This is a genomic window from Solwaraspora sp. WMMA2080 (assembly GCF_027497395.1).
GTDB lineage: Bacteria > Actinomycetota > Actinomycetes > Mycobacteriales > Micromonosporaceae > Micromonospora_E.
The window spans coordinates 1,281,395-1,303,617 of the sequence record NZ_CP114910.1 but is presented as its reverse complement, the minus strand read 5'-3'; the positions used below and the strand labels follow the sequence as shown (position 1 = coordinate 1,303,617).

At 70.7% G+C, this 22,223-nt stretch carries 21 protein-coding genes; 10 read left to right on the top strand and 11 right to left on the bottom strand.

The genetic code is table 11. From position 1 onward, the window contains the following. Positions 1-37: 37 nt before the first annotated feature. From O7543_RS05835 to O7543_RS05825, 3 genes are all read right to left on the bottom strand, one after another. The gene (locus O7543_RS05835) at positions 38-1,537 is read right to left on the bottom strand and encodes a S1 family peptidase (protein ID WP_281554791.1); all 1,500 of its coding nucleotides are present in this window, start codon (positions 1,535-1,537) and stop codon (positions 38-40) included. A 293-nt stretch (positions 1,538-1,830) separates the two neighbouring features. Beyond that, positions 1,831-2,817: a LysR family transcriptional regulator gene (locus O7543_RS05830; RefSeq protein ID WP_281554792.1), complete on the bottom strand. Its 987-nt coding sequence runs from the start codon at positions 2,815-2,817 to the stop codon at positions 1,831-1,833. Between the two features lie 100 nt (positions 2,818-2,917). Further along, positions 2,918-3,550: a hemerythrin domain-containing protein gene (locus tag O7543_RS05825; RefSeq protein ID WP_281554793.1), complete on the bottom strand. Its 633-nt coding sequence runs from the start codon at positions 3,548-3,550 to the stop codon at positions 2,918-2,920. Positions 3,551-3,690: 140 nt separating this feature from the next. Here O7543_RS05825 and O7543_RS05820 point away from each other — a divergent pair, with 140 nt between their 5' ends. After that, a complete protein-coding gene (locus tag O7543_RS05820) occupies positions 3,691-5,013 on the top strand; it encodes a M20/M25/M40 family metallo-hydrolase (protein WP_281554794.1) in 1,323 nt (440 codons plus the stop codon). Between the two features lie 40 nt (positions 5,014-5,053). After that, positions 5,054-5,728, top strand: a complete 675-nt coding sequence (locus tag O7543_RS05815) for a hypothetical protein (protein ID WP_281554795.1) — start codon at positions 5,054-5,056, stop codon at positions 5,726-5,728. Positions 5,729-5,737: 9 nt separating this feature from the next. Here the strand turns inward: O7543_RS05815 and O7543_RS05810 are convergent, their stop codons facing one another. Both O7543_RS05810 and O7543_RS05805 read right to left on the bottom strand, forming a co-directional pair. Next, positions 5,738-5,929 (bottom strand): DUF5703 family protein, encoded by a 192-nt coding sequence (locus tag O7543_RS05810; RefSeq protein WP_281554796.1) that lies wholly within the window; start codon positions 5,927-5,929, stop codon positions 5,738-5,740. Positions 5,930-5,991: 62 nt separating this feature from the next. After that, positions 5,992-6,963, bottom strand: coding sequence for an aldo/keto reductase (locus tag O7543_RS05805; protein ID WP_281554797.1), 972 nt, complete (start codon positions 6,961-6,963; stop codon positions 5,992-5,994). Positions 6,964-7,170: 207 nt separating this feature from the next. On the opposite strand from O7543_RS05805, the gene O7543_RS05800 reads away from it, so the two are divergent. The 6 genes from O7543_RS05800 (at position 7,171) to mshC (ending at position 12,616) form a co-directional block, all read left to right on the top strand. Then, a complete protein-coding gene (locus tag O7543_RS05800; protein WP_281554798.1) occupies positions 7,171-8,223 on the top strand; it encodes an LLM class F420-dependent oxidoreductase in 1,053 nt (350 codons plus the stop codon). After that, a complete protein-coding gene (locus O7543_RS05795) occupies positions 8,220-9,047 on the top strand; it encodes an undecaprenyl-diphosphate phosphatase (protein ID WP_281554799.1) in 828 nt (275 codons plus the stop codon). Before O7543_RS05800 ends, O7543_RS05795 begins: the two co-directional genes overlap by 4 nt. A 71-nt stretch (positions 9,048-9,118) precedes the next feature. After that, positions 9,119-9,841, top strand: a complete 723-nt coding sequence (locus O7543_RS05790) for an MSMEG_4193 family putative phosphomutase (protein WP_281554800.1) — start codon at positions 9,119-9,121, stop codon at positions 9,839-9,841. A gap of 64 nt (positions 9,842-9,905) precedes the next feature. After that, on the top strand, positions 9,906-10,499 hold the full coding sequence (locus O7543_RS05785; RefSeq protein WP_281554801.1) for a DUF3090 domain-containing protein: 594 nt from the start codon (positions 9,906-9,908) through the stop codon (positions 10,497-10,499). A 4-nt stretch (positions 10,500-10,503) separates the two neighbouring features. Further along, on the top strand, positions 10,504-11,322 hold the full coding sequence (locus O7543_RS05780; protein ID WP_281555578.1) for an SCO1664 family protein: 819 nt from the start codon (positions 10,504-10,506) through the stop codon (positions 11,320-11,322). Positions 11,323-11,371: 49 nt separating this feature from the next. Beyond that, entirely contained in the window at positions 11,372-12,616 is a 1,245-nt protein-coding gene (mshC, locus tag O7543_RS05775; RefSeq protein WP_281554802.1) for a cysteine--1-D-myo-inosityl 2-amino-2-deoxy-alpha-D-glucopyranoside ligase, read from the top strand. Positions 12,617-12,687: 71 nt separating this feature from the next. On the opposite strand, the gene O7543_RS05770 is transcribed toward mshC, so the two are convergent. The 4 genes from O7543_RS05770 to O7543_RS05755 form a co-directional block, all read right to left on the bottom strand. After that, positions 12,688-13,776, bottom strand: a complete 1,089-nt coding sequence (locus O7543_RS05770) for a lytic polysaccharide monooxygenase (RefSeq protein ID WP_281554803.1) — start codon at positions 13,774-13,776, stop codon at positions 12,688-12,690. 197 nt (positions 13,777-13,973) lie between these two features. Continuing rightward, positions 13,974-14,765, bottom strand: coding sequence for a GntR family transcriptional regulator (locus tag O7543_RS05765; protein ID WP_281554804.1), 792 nt, complete (start codon positions 14,763-14,765; stop codon positions 13,974-13,976). A gap of 155 nt (positions 14,766-14,920) precedes the next feature. After that, positions 14,921-15,943, bottom strand: coding sequence for a methyltransferase (locus O7543_RS05760; protein WP_281554805.1), 1,023 nt, complete (start codon positions 15,941-15,943; stop codon positions 14,921-14,923). An 84-nt stretch (positions 15,944-16,027) separates the two neighbouring features. Then, the gene (locus tag O7543_RS05755) at positions 16,028-16,897 is read right to left on the bottom strand and encodes a PAC2 family protein (RefSeq protein WP_123601502.1); all 870 of its coding nucleotides are present in this window, start codon (positions 16,895-16,897) and stop codon (positions 16,028-16,030) included. A 256-nt stretch (positions 16,898-17,153) separates the two neighbouring features. On the opposite strand from O7543_RS05755, the gene O7543_RS05750 reads away from it, so the two are divergent. Both O7543_RS05750 and O7543_RS05745 read left to right on the top strand, forming a co-directional pair. Beyond that, on the top strand, positions 17,154-17,912 hold the full coding sequence (locus tag O7543_RS05750; protein ID WP_281554806.1) for a neutral zinc metallopeptidase: 759 nt from the start codon (positions 17,154-17,156) through the stop codon (positions 17,910-17,912). A 108-nt stretch (positions 17,913-18,020) separates the two neighbouring features. Further along, positions 18,021-18,713: an HAD family phosphatase gene (locus tag O7543_RS05745; protein ID WP_281555579.1), complete on the top strand. Its 693-nt coding sequence runs from the start codon at positions 18,021-18,023 to the stop codon at positions 18,711-18,713. 42 nt (positions 18,714-18,755) lie between these two features. On the opposite strand, the gene O7543_RS05740 is transcribed toward O7543_RS05745, so the two are convergent. Together O7543_RS05740 and O7543_RS05735 are read right to left on the bottom strand one after the other, a co-directional pair. Continuing rightward, positions 18,756-21,302 carry an FtsX-like permease family protein gene (locus O7543_RS05740; RefSeq protein ID WP_281554807.1) on the bottom strand — a complete coding sequence of 849 codons (2,547 nt, stop codon included), beginning with the start codon at positions 21,300-21,302 and terminating at the stop codon, positions 18,756-18,758. Further along, positions 21,302-22,069, bottom strand: coding sequence for an ABC transporter ATP-binding protein (locus O7543_RS05735; protein WP_281554808.1), 768 nt, complete (start codon positions 22,067-22,069; stop codon positions 21,302-21,304). Before O7543_RS05735 ends, O7543_RS05740 begins: the two co-directional genes overlap by 1 nt. Positions 22,070-22,223 lie beyond the last annotated feature (154 nt).

Sequence of the window (22,223 nt, the reverse complement as noted above, 5' to 3'; positions counted from 1 at the left end):
TCTCCCGGCCCGACCGGCCCGGCCGGGAGACAAACGGCTACGGCCGGGTGATGCCGAGCGAGTAGCTGCCCGAACCGCTGTACGCGTGGACCACGTACCGGTAGTAGCCGGCGGAGCCACTGTAGGTCAGCGTCTCGTCCGGACCGGGGCTGGTGCCGCTGGCCACGCTCACCCACCCGCTGCCGCTCCAGCGCTGCAGGTAGAGGTCGAAGTCACGGCTGGTCGGCCCGTCCAGGCAGGCCCGGTGGGTGCCGGAGCCGGCGGTGAAGTAGCTGCCGTTGGGCTGGATCTGGGTGCCGCCGGAGGAGAGCGACCCGGTGTAGGTGTTCTGGTACCCGCTGCAGGTACCGCTGCCCGGCGGCGGGGTGGTCGGCGGCGGGTTGCCGCCACCGCTGGTGCGCAGCGTCAGGCCGTACACCGAGAGGATCTCGTTGACCGGCTGGAAGTAGGTGGTGCCGCCGGTCGAGCAGTTGCCCGAGCCGCCGGAGGTGACACCCTGGGCCTGCTGGCCGGACAGCCATGAGCCGCCGGAGTCACCGGGCTCGGCGCAGGCGTTGGTCCGGGTCAGGCCGGACACCCGCCCCTGCGGGTAGTTCACCGTCGAGTTCTTGGCCTGGATGGTGCCGCAGCGCCAGCCGGTGGTGGACCCGGACCGGCAGATCGACGCGCCGACCGCCGCCTCGGCCGAGCCGGCGACCGTGACGTTGCCGCCGCTGTAGTTGTTCACCCACGGCTGCGGCGTCCAGTTCGAGTTGGTCTGCACCCAGGCGTAGTCGTTGCCGGGGAACGACGACCCGCGGAAGGTGCCCTGCGACACCTGGTTGTAGCCCTGGGTGGCGGTGCCCACGCTGCCGCAGTGCCCGGCGGTGACGAACCCGCCGGTCACCGAGAAGCCGACCGAGCAGCGGCCGCCCATGTAGTAGGCGTCGCCGCCCCGGACGTCGTACAGGGTGGTCGGGGTCTCGTCGGTGCGCACGATCCGTACCGCGTCCGCTGCGGCGCCGCTGCCGGCGACGAAGCTCTCGGCGACCGTGGCGTTGCCGCGGGCCAGCACCACCACGGTGTTGGTGGCCACGTCGACGTACCAGCCGGCGACGGCGGTCGCCGGCGCCTTCGCCGCAGTGCGGTCGAGCTTGGCCTTGACCCGGTCGAGTTCGGCCGCGCTGCGGTCGACCAGCTTGGCCTTCGCCCCGGCTGCGGTCACCGCTTCGGCCTGGGCCGGGTCGGTGACAGCCACGGTCAGGGTGCCGCCGTCGGGGGACAGCCATGCCCCACCGAAGTCGGCGCCGAGGGTGGCGCGCAGCATCGCTTCCTTCTTGTTGGCGCTGGCTTCCTTGGCGATCCGGGTCCGCGCCTGGTCCGCGGTCAGCCCCAGGTCGCGCTGCATCGCGGCAAGCATCCCGGGTGCGGCCGCGTCGGCGGCCGGCTGGGTGACCGGACCGGCGCTGGGTGCTGCCATCGCGGGCATCGCGGCCAGACCGGCCGCGCCCAGTGGCAGGATAGCGGCCGCGGTGGCCGCGATCAGTGCTCGTCTCATTTGCTCCCCTGACGATCGAACGGAAGTGACTCCGGTGGGCGGCCAGGGATCGCCTGGCTGAGCCGGCCGGAGGCACATGGCAACCCGACGTTTCCGACGCCGACGGGCCGGGCCCGGATGGTCCGCCGGTCGTGGTGTGCCGTCGGGACCCGGATGTCGGTGATCGGGGGAACGTCGAGCTGCTGTCAACTTAATGGCGGTCTATGTCAGCAGGCAGATACCAGCTGGCTCATACCGTCACAGCGACCGGTAGGGCGGAGCGGGGCCGGCAGGGGCGGGGCTGGTCGGCCCGGTCAGCCGTCCGCGACCGGGATCCCGGCCAGGCTCTGCGCCCCGAAACCGGGGTTGTCTGCGAGCCAGCCGAGATACTGCGGGTTACGTGCCAGGGAGTCGGTGTACGCCGTGGTGGCGTGGGTGAACACCCGGTCGGCGAGGGCGGCGGCGGTCGCGTCCGGGTGCCAGCCCAGCAGCAGCCGCCACCGCAGCGGCGCACCGGCCAGCGGTCGGGTCACCAGCCCACTGATCGGCCGGAACGTCGCCTGGCACAGGGCGATCGCCTCGCCAGACTCGACCAGGTCGACGCAGCCGCGGATGTCGGTCTCGTACATTTTGCGGGGAGTGAACCCGGACCGGGCACAGGCGGCGGCGAAGCAGTCGCCGAAGCATCCGTCGCCGGGCGCCGCGACCCACTGTTCGTCGGCGAGCATGCCGAGCTCGATCTCCTGACGGTGCGCCAGCGGGTGGGACTCCGGCAACAAGACGAAGATCGCGTCGACGGCGACCGCCCGCCACGCCAGTCCGAACTCGGCCGACGGGGTGGCGTCGCCGCACACCCCGGTGAGCGCGTAGTCCAGCCGGCCGCTGAGCACCATCCGGGCGAGCTCGTCGACGTACCAGGAGGCGTAGGTGCTGATCTGCGCCTGCGGCTGGTCGGCGGCGAGCCGGTGCACCAGGCCACCCAGGATCGGGCTGTTGACCCCGCCGAGCCGGAACCTGCTCATCACGCTGCCTGTGCCGGCCAGTCGGGCTGCTTCGTCCTGCAGCCCTTTCATCGCCGGCAGCAGCACCCGGGCCCGGGCCAGGACCAGTTCGCCCAGCGCGGTCGGTCGGGCACCCCGCCGGTCGCGCTCGAACAAGGGCCCGCCGAGGGTCCGTTCGATCCGTTGTAGTTGCGCGGTGAGCGCGGGCTGCGCCAACCCCAACATGGAGGCCGCCTTGGTGACGCTTCCCGTCTCCGCGATGGCGCAGACCACCCGCAGGTGCCGCAGCTCCAGGTTCATAACGTGACGGTAGGACCAGAACGGGATCGACGGGAAGACCTTCGATGGGGGAAACGTTCTCCGACATCAATATGAAACAGAACTGAACGGATATTACGGACTAGCTATCGCGATCGACCGGCGTCGTCGTCAGATCCTCGGGATAGGTAGTACGGCCGGACAGCAGATCCCAGGCCTTGTCCAGCACCCCCAGCGCCGGGTCCACCACCCGATTCCACGGCGGCCGCTGCGGGGCGTCGGGATGCGGCCGGGTCGGGGCGGCCTCCTCGGCTGTCTCCGCGCGGTTGCCCAGCCGGATGAGCTCCTCGTCGGTCGCCGCCGCCCGTAGCCGTGGCAGCAGCTCCTGCTCGACGACCGTACGGTGGTGCCGCCAGGCGGAGGCGATCCCGGCCGGTACCCCGGCCGCCGCCACGTCGGATGAGCTGAGCACGTTCCGCAGCGGGCGGTCCGTCGCGATGCCCCGGTCGGCCAGCGGGTCTCCGTCGGGCAGGGCGGTCCGCACAGCCGGGTACAGGTACTGCTCCTCGGCCGACAGATGCCGGCTCACCACGGCGACCAGCACGTCCGCGATCTGGCGCCGCCGGTCCGGGTCGGCCGCCGCGTCGAGCCGCTCGCAGAGCTGCTCGATCCGGCGGTGCTCCTCGACGAGCAGCATGGTGAGCCGAGGTCCGCCCGGGTCGTGCGGCAGGTGGTCGTCGCCGAGTTCGGGGATGGGGGGAAGGCCTACCGACACGGTCGTCTCCTTCGGTGGCGGGCCGGGGACGTCGTACTGCCCGGCGGATGCGGCGATACCCACCACACCGTCGCCCGAAACCGTGAGGCGTGTCGCGGCAGGGCTGGGGCAGCGGCCGGACGGCTGGTAAGAAGAACCGCATGACTGCACCCTCCCCGCCGCCGGCACCGACTGACGAGGTCGTGCGGATCTGCCGCGACCTGCTGCGGATCGACACCACCAACACCGGTGACCCGCTGACCAGCGTCGGTGAACGGGTCGCCGCGGAGTACGTCGCCGACCAGCTCGCCGAGGTCGGCGTCACTAGCACGATCGTGGAGTCCGCGCCCGGCCGGGCCAGCCTGGTGGCCCGGCTCGGTGGCACCGACCCGTCCCGCGGGGCGTTGCTCGTGCACGGCCACCTCGACGTGGTCCCAGCCGACGCCTCCGAATGGTCGGTCCCACCGTTCGCCGGTGAGTTGCGCGACGGCTACCTGTGGGGCCGCGGGGCGATCGACATGAAGGACTTCGACGCGATGGTGCTCGCCGTGGTCCGTGACTGGCAGCGCAGCGGGACCCGGCCACCTCGCGACATCGTGCTGACCTTCACCGCCGACGAGGAGGCCGGCGGCCGGTACGGCGCTCACCACCTGGTGCAGCGGCACCCCGGGCTGTTCGACGGCTGCACCGAGGCGATCGGCGAGGTCGGCGGCTTTTCCTACACGGTCAGTGACGACCTGCGGCTGTATCTGATCGAGACGGCGGAGAAGGGCATCAACTGGCTGCGGCTGCACACCCGGGGCCGTCCCGGACACGGCTCGATGATGCACGACGACAACGCGGTCACGGCGTTGTGCGAGGCGGTGGCGAGGCTCGGCCGGCACCGTTTCCCGATCGTCGTCACCCCGACCGTGCGGGACTTCCTGGCTGAGGTCTCCGACCTGCTCGGTATCGAGTTCGACCCGGACGACCCGGAGACGACGATCGCCAAGCTGGGCCCGATCGCGAACATCATCGGTGCCACGGTCCGCAACACCGCCAACCCGACCCGGCTGGACGCCGGCTACAAGGAGAACGTCATCCCCGGTCGGGCCAGCGCCACCATCGACTGCCGGGTGCTGCCCGGCCAGGAAACCCAGTTCCTGACCGAGCTCCGCCAGCTGATCGGCCCGGACGTGGAGATCGAACACGTTGAGCGGCAGCCGGCGATCGAGACGACCTTCGACGGTGCACTGGTCGACGCGATGGCCGCCGCGCTGCGCCACGCCGACCCCGGTGCCCGGACCGTGCCGTACATGCTCTCCGGCGGCACCGACGCCAAGGCATTCCGTCAACTCGGCATCCGATGCTTCGGGTTCACCCCGCTGCGGCTGCCGGCGGAGTTGAACTTCTCTGCGCTGTTCCATGGCATCGACGAGCGGGTCCCGGTCGAGGGGCTACAGTTCGGCGTGCATGTGCTCGACCGCTTCCTGCGCCAGAGCTGACCGCCGGCGCCCCATCGACGGTGAAGGGAATTCCACCCGTATGACCGACCAGCACACCGACCTCGACGCCGCGCTGGAGCAGGTGTTCCAGGCGGCCCGGGCACATCTGGCCACGGTCAAGGCCGCCGACGGCCGGATCGACGACGACGCCGTCTGGCAGGCGTACGTGACGCTCAACAACGCGTCGTACGCCTACGACGAGCAACTGTTGGACGCCTTCGGTGAGGTGACACCCTGGGACGTCGAGTCGATCGATCCGCAGGAGGCGGACGAACGGTTCGGCGTCGGCGTCGGCGGCGTCGACGGCGCCGAACTGGCCGACCCGCACCCGCAGGTCGTCTCGGTACGCCAGCGTCGGGACTACCGGGTGCCGTCGGTCGCCGCGCTGGTCCGCATCGCCGACGCGGCCCGCCGCCAGGGCAGCCCGTCCGCCGAGGCGGCCGAGCCGGTCGGTGGTGTCGGAGAGGCGGTGCTCGAGCTGCTGCAGGCCGGCGACGGCTCACTCGGCGCGCTGGACATCCCGGAGCTGGAACCGCTCGACGGCGTGGTCATGGTGCACGAGGTCACCACACCGCTGGATCCGGAGGCGTTCAGCGACGGCGATGTCGACGGACCGTTCCGGTCGGTTCCCGGCGACGAGATCGTCGGCCGACTCGACGAGCACGCCTACCTGCCGGACGATGACGACGAGGCCCCGGGCGGCGACCCGCGCTGATCGTACCGACTACGTACTGAGCCCGGGTTGCGGCTGCCGGGCGATTCTGCGCCGGAGCACCACCTGGCGCGTGCCGTCACGGAACAGCCGCACCCGGGCGAGCTCCCAGCCGGAGAACTCGGCCTGGATCGCCAACTGCGCGGCTGCGGTCACCCGGTCGACGTTCGGCGGTAACCGCAGCGGCGCGTACTCGTAGTCCATGACCACCATCCTGCCGTCGGCCCCCGAGCTGTGTCACCCGTCGGCCTCCTTCGGAGGCTCAGTCACCCGTCGCGTTCCGGGTAGCCGACGGGCGGCGCCGACACGTCGTCGAGTGCCCGGGTGATCTCCGTGGGCAGCGTCATCCGTTCAACCTGCAGCGCCCCGAGCAGCTGCCCCGCCGTGCGTGCCCCGAGGATCGGCGCAGTGACCCCGGGGCGGTCCCGGACCCAGGCCAGCGCGACCTCCAGCGGCGCCACCCCCAGGCCGGCGGCGGCCGTCGAGACCGCCTCGACGATGCTGGAGCAGCGCGGCTCCAGGTAGGTCGCGACGAACAGCTCCAGATGCGGCGACGCGGCCCGGGAGTCGACCGGGCGGCCGTGCCGGTACTTACCCGTGAGCACGCCGCGGCCGAGCGGTGACCAGGGCAGTACACCCAGCCCCAACGCGGCGCAGGCGGGCAGCACCTCCCGTTCGATCCCACGTTGCAGCAAGGAGTACTCGACCTGAGCGGCGACCACGGCGGCCCGGCCGGGCACCGCGGCCTGCCAGGCCGCCGCCCGGGCGGTCTGCCAGCCGCTGAAGTTCGACACCCCGACGTACCGGACCCGTCCGCTGGTCACCGCCGTGTCCAACGCGCCGAGGGTCTCCTCCATCGGGGTGTCCGGGTCGTATCCGTGTACCTGCCACAGGTCGATGTAGTCGGTGCCGAGCCGCCGCAACGAGGCGTCGAGGGTACGCAGCAGATGCCAACGGGAGGTGTCGCGCCGCCGTGGCCCGCCCGGCCGTAGCCCGGCCTTGGTCGCGATGACCAGATCCTCGCGGGGCACCATGCTGTCCAGCAGCGAACCAATGACCGCCTCGGCGTCGCCGTCGCCGTACACGTCGGCGGTGTCGATCAGATTGCCCCCGGCGTCCAGGTAACTCTTCAGTTGCGCCGCGGCGTCGTCGGCGTCGGTGTCCCGGCCCCAGGTCATGGTGCCGAGCGCGAGCCGGGAGACCGCCAGCCCGCTGCGGCCGAGCGGTCGCTGCTGCATGGATGCACCTTAAGCAGATCCTGGCGGTACGGACATCCTCACTCCCGCCGTCGTCCGCTGCCGACCGGCACCGAGCCGGTCGGCGAGTCACCCGGCCGGTTGTCTAATGGCGGCGGACGATTGCGTACCCTGGTGCGGCTTGGCCACGGCCGCTGCCCGGCAGCGCCGTCGACGCCCCGCCTGGCGGGGGATGGGGGATGACTGGGAGTGCGACTCGGACTCAATCTCGGCTACCTCACGGGCGCTGGCTCGCCGGCCGACCAACTGGCGCTCGTCCAGGAGGCGGAGCGGCTCGGCTACACGGTGGTCTGGGCCGCCGAGGCGTACGGGTCCGACTCGCCGAGTCTGCTCGCCTGGCTGGCCGGCCAGACCAGCCGGATCGACGTGGGTTCGGCGGTGATGCAGATCCCGGCCCGGACCCCGGCGTCGACCGCGATGACCGCCGCCACCATCGACACGTTGTCCGGTGGCCGGTTCCGGCTCGGCCTGGGGGTCTCCGGTCCGCAGGTCTCCGAGGGCTGGCACGGTGTACGGTTCGGTCAGCCGTTGGCCAGGACCCGCGAGTACGTGGAGATCGTCCGGCTCGCGGTCGGACGCCAGCGGGTCGAGTATGCGGGCACGCACTACACCCTGCCGCTGCCCGATGGCCCGGGCAAGGTCTTGAAGCTCAACTTCCGCCCGCCCCGGCCGCGGATTCCCGTGTATCTGGCCGCGGTCGGCCCCCGCAACCTCGAACTGGCCGGCGAGATCGCCGACGGCTGGCTGGCGGTCTTCTTCTCGCCCAGCACCGCCGCCGACCAGTTGGCGTTGATCGCCGCCGGCCGGGCCCGCACCGGTCGCGACCTCACCGGCTTCGACGTGGTGCCGGCCGTGCCGGTGGTGGTCGGCGACGACGTCGCCGCCTGCGCCGACCTGCTGCGCGGGTACGCCGCGCTGTACGTCGGCGGGATGGGCAGCCGGACGCAGAACTTCTACCACCAGTTGGCCACCCGGATGGGCTTCGGGGCCGCCGCAGACGAGGTGCAGGACCATTATCTGGCCGGCCGGCTGCGGGAGGCTGCAGCCGCCGTACCGCTGGAATTCATCGATCAGACCGCGCTGCTGGGCCCGCCGGACCGGATCGCGCAGCGCATCGGCGAGTATGCCGCCGCGGGCGTGACCACCCTGTCGGTCAGCCTGTTCGACGCCGACACCGAGGCGCGGTTGGCGACGCTGCGGACTGTGGCGCGGGCCCTCGACGTGGCCGGGGTGGGGCGGTGAGCTGGGTCGAGGTCATCGTGCTCGGCGTGGTGCAGGGGCTCACCGAGTTCCTGCCGATCAGCTCGTCGGCGCATCTGCGGATCACCTCGGCGCTGTTCTTCGAGGCGGACGCGGGGGCCTCCTTCACCGCCGTGACCCAGTTGGGCACCGAGGCTGCGGTGCTGCTCTATTTCGCCAAGGACATCTGGCGGATCACCCGGACCTGGGTCGTTGGCATCTGGGATCCCTCGGTACGCGGCGAGCCGGACTACCGGATGGGCTGGTACGTCATCGTCGGGTCGATCCCGATCGGGGTGATCGGCCTGCTGTTCAAGGATCAGATCCGCGACGGTCTGCGGAACCTGTGGATCACGGCGACCGTGCTGATCGTGTTCGCGCTGGTCCTCGCCGTCGCGGAGTACCTCGGCCGGCAGACCCGTACCCTGGAGCGGTTGACCCTGCGGGACGGCGTGGTCATGGGTTTCGCCCAGGCGATGGCGCTCATCCCGGGCGTCTCCCGGTCCGGTGGCACACTGACCGCCGGACTGTTGCTGAACCTCACCCGGGAGGCGGCCGCGCGGTTCTCCTTCCTGCTGGCCATTCCCGCGGTGGTGATGTCCGGGCTGTTCAGCCTGCCCGACGTGTTCGACCCGCAGGGCCGGGCACCCACGGCGGCCCAGATGGTGGTGGCGACCGCCATCGCGTTCGTGGTCGGCTACGCGGCGATCGCCTGGTTGCTGCGCTATGTCGCGCATCACACCCTGTACGCCTTCGTGCTCTATCGGGTGGCGCTCGGTTCCCTCGTGATGGCGCTGCTGGTCACCGGCACCATTTCCGCCACCTGAGGGACCCGACCCGACTGCTGACCGGGTCGGTCGCCGGCCCGGCACGCAGCCGCCCCCCGTAGGCTGGTTTGGTGGCGACGTTGGTACTTCTGCGACATGGTCGGACGACCGCCAACGCTGCGGGCGGTCTGGCCGGCCGGCAGCCGGTCGAGCTCGACGAGACCGGCCAGGAGCAGGCCCGGGCGGTCGGCGCCCGGCTGGCCGGGCTGCCCTGGGCACAGGTGGTCAGCAGCCCGCTGGTCCGATGCCGGCAGACCCTGGCGCTGACCGTTCCCGAGGCGACCCCGGCGATCGACGACGGCCTGATCGAGTGCGGGTACGGCGAGTGGGAGGGCCAGTCTCTGCGGTCACTGGTGAAACAGCCGCTGTGGCGGGTCGTGCAGGAGCATCCGAGTGCCGCGGTGTTCCCCGGCGGGGAGGCGCTGGCCGCGGTCGCAGCCCGCGCGGTGGCTGCGGTACGGCACTGGAACGGTGTGGTGGACGCCGAACGGGGGCCCGACGCTCTCTGGCTGGCCTGCACCCACGGCGATGTGATCAAGGCCATCGTGGCCGATGCGCTCGGCCTGCACCTGGACCTGTTCCAGCGGATCGTGGCCGATCCCGCCTCGTTGACGGTAATCCGGTACACGGCGACCCGGCCGTTCCTGGTGCGGCTCAACGACACCGGCGGTGACCTGGCCGGGTTGGTGCCGGCGAAACAGCGTCGGCCGAGGCGACGGGGTGGGTCGGCCGATTCCGATTCCGATGCCGCTGTCGGCGGCGGCGCCGGTGCCGGCGGACGTGACCGGCAGTGAGCGTACCGGTCAATCGGGTCGGTGCGTTACCGGATCGACCCGGACGCCCGATAGGGTCGATGACATGACCCACCAGGTGCATGCCTTCGAGCCGCCGGAGCGGTTCGTCGCGGGGACCGTCGGGCCGCCGGGGGAGCGGATGTTCTTCCTGCAGGCCCGGGGTGGCGGTCGCGTGGTCAGCGTGGCCCTGGAGAAGGTCCAGGTGTCGCTGCTGGCCGAGAAGCTCGAGGAGCTGCTGGCCGAGGCGCAGCGGCGGTTCGGTGTCGACGTGCCGGAACTACCGACCGGGCAGTCGGACAACGAACCGCTGGAGACGCCGGTCGACGAGGAGTTCCGGGTCGGCACGCTCGGCCTGGCCTTCGACGTGGACACCACCACCGTCGTCATCGAGGCCATCGCCGCCGGCGAGCCGGAAGCCGGGCTCGAAACCGGCGACGACGACGGCCTGCTCGACGACGATGACGACGACGACAGCGAGGACGAGGTCGACGCCAGCCTGGACCGGCTCCGGGTCCGGCTGACCCCGGCGGCGGCCCGCGGCTTCATAGATCGGGCACGCCGGGTGGTGGCCGCCGGCCGTCCACCCTGTCCGCTCTGCGGTCAGCCGCTGGACCCGCGCGGCCACCTCTGTCCACGGCACAACGGCTACCACCGCTGAGGTGATGGAGACGGGCCGGCAGCCGGCGGTGGACCGGGACGCCACCGTGCTGCGATTGCTCCGTACCGGCGAGATGCGGCTCGAAGGCCAGTTGATCGACGCATCGAACACGACGTTGCGGGCTGTCATCGAGGCCGACGGGACAGCGATCCGGTGCGTGTACAAGCCAGTCCGCGGCGAGCGTCCACTGTGGGATTTTCCGGACGGCACGTTGGCCGGCCGGGAGGTCGCCGCCCACCTGGTGGCACAGGCGCTCGGGTGGCCGTTGGTACCGCCGACGGTGTTGCGGGACGGTCCGATCGGTCCGGGTGCCTGCCAGCTGTGGATCGACGAGCCGGACGGATCGGTGCCGCTGGTCGACTTCGTCGCGGCCGACCAGGTGCCGACCGACTGGCTGCCGGTGGCGGCGGCCCGGGACACCGACGGCAGGCCGTACGCCTTGGCGCATGCCGACGATCCGCGGCTGGCCCGACTCGCGGTGTTCGACGTCCTGGTCAACAACGCCGACCGCAAGGGCGGGCACGTGCTGGCCGGGACGGACAACCAGGTGTACGGCGTCGACCACGGGCTGTGCTTCCATGTCGACGACAAGCTGCGTACGGTCTTGTGGGGCTGGTCCGGCCGTCCGTTGCCACCGGAGGCCGGGTCGGCGTTGCGTCAGCTGCGTACGGCGGTCGACGCGAAGCTGGGCGGGCAGCTGGCGTCGCTGCTCACCCAGGCCGAGGTCACCCAGCTGGGCGGGCGGGTCGACGCACTGATCGAGGCCGGGTGCTTTCCGCCGCCGCCGGCGACGCGTAGCGCGATTCCCTGGCCGCCGATGTGATTCGTCTGCCGTTCTCCGGTGCCGCCGGCACCCTGGATAGGGTGGCGGCATGGACTCCTGGACCGGTCATGAGGTGCCCCGGCTGCCCGGCACGGGTGTGCCGTTGGCGCTGTTCGACTCTGCTCGGCGGGCGGTGGCACCGACCCGGCCGGTCGACCCTGCGACGATGTACGTATGCGGGATCACCCCGTATGACGCCACCCACCTGGGGCACGCCGCGACCATGCTCGCGTTCGATCTGGTGCAGCGGATGTGGCGGGACGCCGGGCACCGGGTGCGGTACGTGCAGAACGTCACCGATGTCGATGATCCGCTGCTGGAGCGGGCGGCCCGCGACGGGGAGGACTGGATTGTTCTCGCGATGCGGGAGACCGCGCTGTTCCGGGAGGACATGGAGGCGTTGCGGATCATCCCGCCGGACCACTACGTGGGTGCGGTGGAATCGATCCCGGCCATCGCCGAGCGGGTCGGCGCCCTTCTTGACCGCGGTGCCGGCTACCGGCTGGCCGACGGCACCGGTGACGTGTACTTCGACGTGGCCGCCGCGCCGCGGTTCGGCTACGAGTCGAATCTGTCCCGGGAGCAGATGTTGACCTTCGCCGCTGAGCGGGGTGGCGATCCGCAGCGTCCGGGTAAACGTGACCCGCTGGACCCGCTGCTGTGGCGCGGTGCCCGCGACGGTGAACCGGCCTGGGACGGCGGTGCGCTGGGCCCCGGCCGACCGGGCTGGCACATCGAGTGCGCGGTGATCGCACTGGGTCTGCTGGGTGACCGGATCGACGTCCAGGGCGGCGGCAACGACCTGCTGTTCCCCCATCACGAGTGTTCCGCCGCGCACGCGGAGGTGCTGACCGGCACCGGCCCGTTCGCCGCCCACTACGCGCACGCCGGCATGATCGGCCTCAACGGGGAGAAGATGTCCAAGTCCCGGGGCAACCTGGTCTTCGTCTCCCGGCTGCGGGGCGACGGGGTGCCACCGATGGCTCTGCGGCTGGCGCTGATCTCCGGGCACTACCGGGCTGATCGCCAGTGGACCGACGACACCCTCAAAAGCGGTCAGCAGCGGTGGCACCGGTGGCGCGAGGCCGCCCGGTGTGACGCTGGGCCGTCCGGCGCGGAGCTGCTCGCCGGGGTCCGCGGCCGGCTGGCCGACGATCTCGACACCCCTGGCGCGTTGGCCCTGATCGACGAGTGGGCCGACCACGCGCTCGCCGGCACCGGTGCGGATCCGCAGGCACCGACGCTGATGGCCGAGACCTGCGACGCCCTGCTCGGTGTGCGCCTGCACGACTGACTCGGTTGACCGTACCGGTGTCCGGTCGGGTCCTGCAGCGGCGCCGGACCCGACCGGACTTCGTGGACAGGTCAGTTCGGCGTGCAGGTCAGGGTCGGTGCCACCGGCGTGCCGGTGGCCGAGCCGAGCAGGCCGAAGCTGGTGGACGCTCCGGACCCGATGCTGCCGTTGTAGCTGACGTTGGTGGCGGTGACGGCCGAACCGTTGCTGCTGACCGTGGCGTTCCACGCCTGGGTGACCTGCTGTCCGGTGGGATTGGTCCAGTTCAACGTCCAGCGGCTGATCGGCGTACCGCCGGCAGTCACCCGCACTTCGGCCTGGAAGCCGCCCTGCCAGGTGGCGACGATGGAGAAGGTTGCGGTACAGCCGCCCGGCGCCGGGGTGGTGGGTGGTGCGGTGGTCGGGGCCGGCGTGGGTGGTGCGGTGGTGGGTGGTGCGGTGGTCGGGGCCGGGGTCCCGCCGAAGTTCACGTCGCTGCAGAAGTAGTAGGTCTGGTCGGCGTGGCTGGCCTTCCAGATCAGGTAGACGATGTGCCGGCCGGTCCTGCCGGGCGCGCTGACTGGGATGTCGACCGACACGCCGTTGAGGTTCGGGTTGCTGGTCCGGGTGCCCTCACCGGGGTCCGCGCCGTCGGTGGTCCACACCAGCTCCAGATCGCTCCAGCGCAGTCGCTGGGTGAGTGGGTTGAAACCCTGCCGGGTGACGTACACCAGGTGGTAGTCGGCACCGTGCAGCGCCTGGTCGTGGTACGTGAGCGTGAAGTTCGTGCCGACGTTGGCGGCACGCCAGTTGCCGGGTTGGTCCAGTGCGGCATACCGGACACCGCCGGTGTTGCCGGCGCTGCACAGCTGACCGTCGGGGATGTGTGCCTGGTGCTGGCCGTTGACCCCGTCGATGTAAAGACTGTTCCAGTTCCACATGGCGGTGGAGTCTGCCTGCCAGGCCTGCCAGCACATCGGGTCCTCGGTGGCCATCCGGGGGTTCTGAAAGTCGCTGGCCCAGCGTTCGTAGCACCCGTAGTTGCGTGACGGTGGGGCGATCGATGAGCCGTGTGCGGCGGCTACGTCGGCCAGCGCGGTGGTGAACAGCAACGCGGCGACAGCCGCAACGGTGAGTACCCGGCGCAGGGGTGCCCACGGGGTGACGGTGAGGGAAGGCATGTCTGCTCCCGGACAAGGTTGGACGGCGGTGGCGGGGTTTGCCGGGACACAGGCGTTCCCGCCGGATCGGACGGCGGGTAGCCCGGTCCCGCCGTGCCGCGCGGCCCTCGCGACAGTCCCGTGCCGAGATTCACATGCCTCGATTTTCAAGTCAATAGTTTGAATGGAAAACAAAGTAAGCCGCAAGAAGTACCGGGTCAGCCGAGTACGAGACCGGGATCTGGGTCCGGATCCGGCATGGGTGCCGGGACCCGGTACTCTTCGGTCAAGGTGGTCACCGGGCCGGGCCAGGTCGCCTGGGCCACCTCGATCGGTCGCCGGTCGCCGTCGTAGGCCACGTGCAGCAGATGTAGCACCGGGGTGTCCGGACGAATTCGGAGCAGCTGCGCCTCCTGTCGGCTGGGCTGACGGGCGCTGAGCACGTCGCGCGCCCAGACGTATCGTCGGCCCGTCACCTCCTCGGCCTCCTGGTAGGTGGGTCGGCCGAACGGCTCGGCCCGCTCCAGGCTGGTGCCGGCGGCGTCGGCCACTCGGAACCAGGAGGCTCCCACCTCGACCGGGGAGTCCTCGGTGCGCACCAGGTGCCGGCGGACGATCAGCTCGGTGCCGTCAGTGACGCCGAACGCGTCGGCCACCTCGGGTACCGCCGGAGCGCGGCCGACCTCGGTCAGCTGCTGCCGGTAGCGCGCCGCCAGGTCGGCGTGGTATCCGCGGTGTCCGCCGTACCGGCCACGGGCGAGCCTGTTGAGTCGGCGTCGGGTGCCCCGGACGAACGTGCCGGAGCCCGGCTTGGTGATCAACAGTCCTTCGACGCGGAGCTGATCGACGGTACGCTGGGCGGTCTGCTTGGCCACACCGTACATTTCGGCGAGGGCGGGGATGGCGGGCAGCCGTTCGCCGGGTGCCCACTCGCCGCGGCGGATCCGTTCCCGAATCAGGTCGGCGATCTGGCGGTGTGGAACCTCGGCGGCTCCAGGATTGACCTGCATCTCTACGGACCGACCACCCTTCAACCGATATACCTAGCATCCTAGGATAACAAAGGGAGTGTGTCCAGCCCGACCACCGCCAGACAACACCCATCGGCGTGACCAGTAACCGGACGCACCAGCCCGACCACTCGTCAATCAGCGTCCGACGACGGTCACCGCTTGCGGGCGATCAGCGCGCCGTTCGCCCCGGGGGCGTCAAAGACCACGGTACGGATGGAGCCGAACCCGGCGTCGGCCAACCAATCGGCGTACTCGGTCTCCGAGTAGTTGCGCCCGCCCTCCGTCTCCACCAGCATGTTCATCCCCATGAGGGCGGCCTCGGGTGGACCGGTGCGTTCGGGGTTGAGCAGCAACTCGCAGACGACGATCGTGCCGCCTGACGGCAGCGCGTCGTGGCAGCGGGTCAGCAGCGCCCGGTTGGTCGGTTCATCCCAGTCGTGCAGGATCATGCTGAGCAGGATGACGTCATGTCCCTGCGGCAGCTTCTCGTCGACGAAGAAGTCACCGGTGACCGTGTCGATCCGGTCGGCCAGACCGGCGGCGGCGGCCTTCTCCGCAGCGACCGGCACGACATGTAGCAGGTCGTAGACGCTCGCCCGCAGATGCGGGTACCGCCGGCACAACTCGATGGGGTACGCGCCCGACCCGCCGCCCAGATCGAGTAGCCGGTGATGGGCGCTGAAGTCGTAGGCCTCACCCAGCGCGCGGGCGGTGAAGATCGACGCGGCGTACATAGCCTCCAGAAACAGGTTCAGGATCCGCGGATCCACGTCGGCGAAGAGCGACTCCTGGGTGTCCGGGTCCCAGGTCAGTGGCCGGTCGGTACGCAACGCCTCACCGATGCGATGCCACGGTAGGTAGGTACGTTCGTCGCAGTAGCGAACCTGACCGCCGAAGTAGTAGGGGCGGCCGGCTACCAGGAACTCCTCGGCGATCGGCGCGTTGCGGTAGCTGTCGGAGCCGGGTTGCTTGGTGAGCAGTCCGAGCGAGGCGCAGGCGGCGAGCAGAGTGCCCGCTGGGCGCTCAGCCAGCCCGTACTCGTCGCACAGCTGCCCGACGGTGATGGTCCGTCCGCCGGCGAGCCTGGTGAACAGGTTCAGCTCGACGGCGGCGGCCAGGGTCTTGAAGCTCCAGAAACCGGTCACCAGACGCATAAGAGGGGTGGGGGTTAGCATCCGGACATTTTCCGGTAAAGGGCCGCCCGACTGACGGAGCTGTCAGTTAGCCGATAGATCCGGGTCGGGTATCCGTCCGGCCGGTCACCACGAACCGGCTGTCGGGCCGGCCGACCCACCCCTGCGGCGCAGGTACTTCTCGAACTCCTGGGCGATCTCGTCACCGGTCAGCGGCTGGATACCAGCGTCGCCGACCCGTTCCTCCAACTCGCGGACATACTCGCCCAGCTCGGCGTCCTGCTCGGCGGTGGTCCGTACCCGGGCCTCCCACTTGGCCGCCTCCTCGGCCATGTCGGCCATCGGAACCGGCAGGTCGAGAACGTCCTCCACCCGGTGCAGCAGCGCCAGTGTCGCCTTCGGGCAGGGGGGGTTGTTGGCGTAGTGCGGCACGTGTACCCAGAACGAGACCGCGTCCACCTCCGCGCGGGCGCAGGCGTCCTGCAGCACTCCGACGATCCCGGTGGGACCGTCGTACCGGGTGGGGACGAGCTGGAGCCGCTGTGCCGCCTCCTTCTCCGACGCGGTCCCGCTGATCGGCAACGGCCGGGTGTACGGCACGTCGGCGAGCAGAGCGCCGAGCAGCACCACCCGGTTGACCTCCAGACTGTGGCACAGCTCCAGGACCTGTTCGCAGAAGGTACGCCAGCGCATGCTCGGTTCGATCCCGTGGATCAGCACCACGTCCCGGTCGGTGCCTTCCGGGCTGGCCACCATGAACCGGGTCGTCGGCCACTCGATACGGCGCGCGTCGCCGCTGGAGCCGGTAATGGTCGGCCGGCTGACCTGGAAGTCGTAGAAGTCCTCCGGGTCTAGCGCGGCGATCTCCCGGGCCTGCCAGACCTCCTGCAGGTGCTCGACGGCCGCGGTGGAGGCGTCCGCGGCGTCGTTCCAGCCTTCGAACGCGGCGATAGCCACCGGTGACCGCAGCACCGGCAGACCGTCGAACTCGGTCACCGGGCCTCCTCGCCGTCATACCGACCTGGCAGCATGCTCGCGGTCGTTGCGACTACTCGTCGACGTCTGGGTGCGGGGTAGTTGTCGTGCCTCACCCTGTCAGCCTACGTGCCGGCCGACGACCCGGCCCGGTGGCCGCGCCGGCTCCACCGTCGGCCTGATCCGCATACCGACGCCGTACGTATTGCGCAACTGGGGCAGCATGGACCGCAGACGGCCACGCGTCGCCGTCCGACAACTGAGCGAGGAGGCCGGTATGCGTCAGCCCGGCGACCGTGTCCGCAGCCGGTTTCAGCTGGTGGCGTTGTGTGCCGCCGTCGTCGCGGCGGCGGCCTGCGCCGCGGTGCCGCTGCCCGACGCCGGGCCGGGTGAACCCAACCAGCCGGCGGTGCCCGGGGGCGGTGCCACCGGGGCGGCCGACGGGTCACTCGACGGCACCGACACGGTCGAGGAGTTCGAGCAGGACATCGCGGGGGCCGAAGCTCTCGCCGACCAGTACTGGTCGCAGCGGTTCGCCGGGTTCGGTGCGGCGTTCGAGCCGATCGGGCAGGCGATCGCCTACCAACGCGACGGCGAACTGAGCTGCGGCGACCAGCTCATTCCGCGCAACAACGCGGTCTACTGCCTGACCAGCGGGTCCGAGTTCATCGCCTACGACGCGAACTGGGCATTCGATGTCTTCCAGACGGTCGGCGACTCGTTCCTGTTCTACCTCATCGGCCATGAATACGCGCACGGCATCCAGGTGCGGCTGGATCTGGAGTACCGGTTCAGCATCCAGCGGGAGCTGGCCGCCGACTGTCTGGCCGGGGCCTATCTCGGTGACTCGGTACGCGACGGCACGCTGCAGCTCGACGACGGTGACCTGGAGGAGTTCCAACGCGGTCTGGCGAGCGTGGCGGACGATCCCGACCAGCCGTGGTTCGAGGAGGGCTCGCACGGCACCGCCGACCAGCGGAGCGCAGCCTTCTTCAACGGGTATGACCGGTCGCTGGCCGGGTGTGACCTGACCTGACTCACGCCGGCCGGCGACCTGCGCCGTCGCCGTCGCCGGCTGGGCGACAGCGCTGTGATCAGGCAGGATCGTGGGACAACCCGTCGTGCCCGGACCAGGGAGGTTCCGCTGAATACCCCGCCACCCGCCGCCGTCCTGTTCGACATGGACGGAACGTTGATCGACAGCGAGAATCTCTGGGACGTGGCCCTGCGGGAGCTGGCCGTGCACTACGGCGGGCAACTGTCCGCCGAGGCGCGGTTGGCGATGGTGGGTTCGGACATGGCCACCACGATGGGGCTGCTGCATGAGGACCTGGACCAGCCGTGGCGGGACCCGGCGGCCGGCGCAGCCTGGCTGACCCGTCGGGTCACCGCCCTGTTCAGCGTCGGCCTACCGGCCCGGCCGGGCGCCTTCGAGCTGGTCCGGGCCGTCCGGGCGGCCGGCATCCGTACCGCGCTGGTCACCTCGACCGAACGTGCCCTGGTCGACGTGGCGCTGCACACCATCGGGCGGCACAACTTCGACGTGGTGTGCTGCGGCGACGAGGTGCCGGCGACCAAACCCGATCCGGCCCCGTACCTGGCCGCTGCAGCCGCCCTCGGCGTGTCGGCGACGGACTGCGTGGCGGTCGAGGATTCCCCGGCTGGGGTGGCCAGCGCGCACGCCGCCGGGGCGGCGGTGCTCGCGGTGCCGGCCGAGGCGGCGTTCCCGGTGCCGGACCGGGTCCAGGTACGGGCCAGTCTGTGCGACGTGACGGTGGCCGATCTGACCGCGCTGCTCGCCGCGTACCGGGCCGATCTGCCCGTGGCGGCCGGTTGACGGGCAGCCCGGTTCGGGCTGCCCGTCAACCGGCCTGGTCGGTCACTCGTGCGAGATCGCCTGCAGTACGTTCAACCGGGACGCCCGCCAGGCCGGCCACCAGGCAGCGACCACGCCGGCCAGCGCGGCGGCGACGACGAACCCGACGAGTTGGCCGACCGGCACGCTGACCACCGACAGCACGTCCTGGCTGCGCATCGCGAACGACGCGGCCAGTCCGAGCGCCACGCCCAACGCCACACCGAGCAGGCAGCCGAAGACCGCCATCAGCAGTGATTCGACGCGGACCATCCGGCGGACCTGGCGTCGGCTCATCCCTACCGCGCGTAGCAGCCCGAGTTCCCGGGTGCGTTCGTAGATGCTCAGCACCAGGGTGTTGACGATTCCGATGAAGGCCACCAGCACTGCGAGGGCCAGCAGTACGTAGAAGATGCTGAGCAGGATGTCGACCAGCTGGTTCTGCTGCTCGACGAAGCTGCTGCGGTCGCCGACCGTCACCAACGGGTAGTCGGCCATCAGCGCCTCGGTCTCGGCGACGATCCGCTGCACGTCGGCGTCCGGGGTGGTGGCGACGAACCCCTGGTAGGCCAGCGGCCCGGCGAGGTACTGCACCTGGGACTCGGGCAGGATCAGCCCGGCGGTGAGCGCGGTGCGGTAGACGCCGACGAGTTCGTAGGCCCGTTCGCCGCCACGCGGCATGTCGATGACGATGTCGTCGCCGACCGTCCATCCGTTGGATTGCGCGGTGTTCACGTCGACCACCGTCTCGCCGTCGCCGGCGTCGAGGCGGCCCTGTACGGTCTCGAGAGCGAACATCGGGCCGGCCTGTGACAGGTCGGTGGCGGAGATGAGCTGGTTGGGGCGGCCGTCGGCGGTCAGTATCGCGATGTGGTACGCGACGGTGCCGGTCACACCGTCGATCTCGGCTACCTGGTCGAGGCGTGCGGGATCGAAACCCTCCCGCCCGGTCGGCAGTTGCTGGCCGTTGGTCAAGATGATGATCTCGGCCCCGAGGCCGTTCTCCACCAGGTCGGTGGTGGTTGCCTTCAACGACGACCCGATCACCGCGATGGTGCTGACCAGGGTCACCCCGATCATCAGGGCAGCGGCGGTGACAGCGGTACGCCGCGGGTTGCGCAGCGTGTTGCGTCGGCCGAGACCGGTCGCCGTACCCCAGCTGACCAGGCGACCGACGGTGCCGGCCACCGGACGGGTGAGGGCGGGCGACAGCAGCGCCACGCCGATGATCGACAGCAGCACGCCACCGCCGAGCGCGACGGCGGTCAGCCCGGAGACACCGATCAGACCCACGGCCAGCAGCCCCGCGCCGAGCGCGGTGACCACCCCGCCGGTAGTGGTGAGCCCGGTCAGCGGCCGGTCCGGGCGGACCACGTCGCGCATCGCGGCCACCGGCGGAACCGCCGAGGCGCGGATCGCCGGAATCAACGCCGCGACCATGGTCATCAGTACACCGACCAGGTAGGACGCCAGGATCGCGACCGGTGAGACGATCAACCCGCCAGCGGGCAGCGACAGCGCTTCGACCGCCAGGAACTGCAGGCCGGCGGCGACGCCGATGCCGGCGGCCAGGCCGAGGGTGGCCGCGATCACGCCGACGACCAGCGCCTCGATCAGCACCGCCGAGGTGACCTGGGCCCAGCTGGCACCCAGTGCCCGGAGCAGGGCCAGCTCGCGGGACCGCTGCGCGACCAGGATGTTGAACGTGTTGAAGATCAGGAACATGCCGACCAGCAACGCGATCAGCGCGAACCCGAGGAAGAACCAGTTGACGAAGGTCAGCAGCTGGGTGAACTGGGACGCCTGCTCGTCGGCGAGCTCTGCGCCGGTCACCGCCTCGAACCCGGCGGGCAGCTCGTCGGCCACCAGCCGCTTGAGCTCGTCGTCGGTGACACCGGGGTCGGCGGTCAACTGTGCCGTGCCGAACACCCCGGCCTCGCCGTAGAACAACTGCTGTGCCTGTGGCACGGTGAAGGCGACCAGTGTCTCGCCACCGAGGGTGGACCTGCCCCCGCTGTACTCCAGCAGGCCCACCACGTCGTACTCGCTGGCCTGGTAGGCGCTGGAGACGTACACCCGGAGCTGGTCGCCGACCGTGACGCCGGCCTGCTCGGCGGTCAACCGGGTCACCGCGACCTCGTCGTCGGCGCTGGGCGTGCGTCCCTCGGCGATTTGGAGCAGCGCGTCGTCGTCGCCGGCGGCGGTCAGGCCGATGCCCAGCTGCGGTGCCTGGCTCGGCACCGCCTTGCCGTCGGCGGCCCGGAACGGGATCACCCCGGTAGAGCTGGCGTCACCGGTCACCGACGCCACCCCGTTGACAGCGGCGATGCGATTCAGGTCAGCGTCGGTCAGCAGCGGCGGCTCCGCTTGCTGACCGGCCGTGTCGGCCGCCTGCACCTGTACGGCGACGTCCGCGTTGACGGTCTGGAAGAGCCGTTCGAAGCGGCTGCTCAAGCTGTCGGTGAGCACCGTGGCGCTGGAAACGAACAGCACCCCGAGGACGATCGCCACTGCGGACAGCACCAGCCGCAGTTTGCGGGAGAGCAGACTCTTCAACGTGGCGCGCAGCATCAAACCTGCTCCTGCTCGATCGCCGCGACGTCGAGGCCCTTCAGCCGGTCGAGGACCGCCTCGGCGGTCGGCTGCTGTAGCTCGTCGACGATACGGCCGTCGGAGAGGAAGACGACGCGGTCGGAGTAGGAGGCGGCGACCGGGTCGTGGGTGACCATGACGATGGTCTGCTGGTGGTCGCGTACCGAGTTGCGTAGGAAGCCGAGGACGTCGGCGCCGGCGCGGGAGTCGAGGTTGCCGGTCGGTTCGTCGGCGAAGACGACGTCGGGGCGGGCGACGAGGGCGCGGGCACAGGCGACCCGCTGCTGCTGGCCGCCGGACAGTTGGGTGGGTCGGTGGTGCAGGCGGTCACGCAGGCCGACGGTGTCGATGACGGTGTCGAACCAGGCGGGGTCGGGTTTGCGGCCGGCGATCGCCATGGGCAGCAGGATGTTCTCCTCGGCGGTGAGCGTGGGGAGGAGGTTGAACTGCTGGAAGATGAAGCCGAGCTTGTCCCGGCGGAGTCTGGTCAGCCCGGTGTCGTTGAGTCCGGTGACAGTGGTGTCGCCGATGGTGATGGTGCCGCGGGTGACGGTGTCGAGCCCGGCGAGGCAGTGCATCAAAGTGGACTTGCCCGAGCCGGACGGCCCCATGATGGCGGTGAACCGGGCGGGTTCCAGGTCGAGGGTGACGCCGTGCAGGGCGATCACCTGGGCTTCGCCGGCGCCGTACACCTTCCACACGTCGGCTGCCCGGGCGGCTGGTCCGGTCGCTGTCGTCGTTGTCACGTCGGAGACTCCTACCGTTGTTGTCTGCCGCCAACGGTATGTTCCGGTCGCCCTGCCCGGGTCCTGCCCGGGAACGGTTCACCACTCCGCCCGTGACGGGGGCGCTCCTCCGACCTGAGAATGATCCCGGCGGGCCGGACTCATCCGCCAGGGC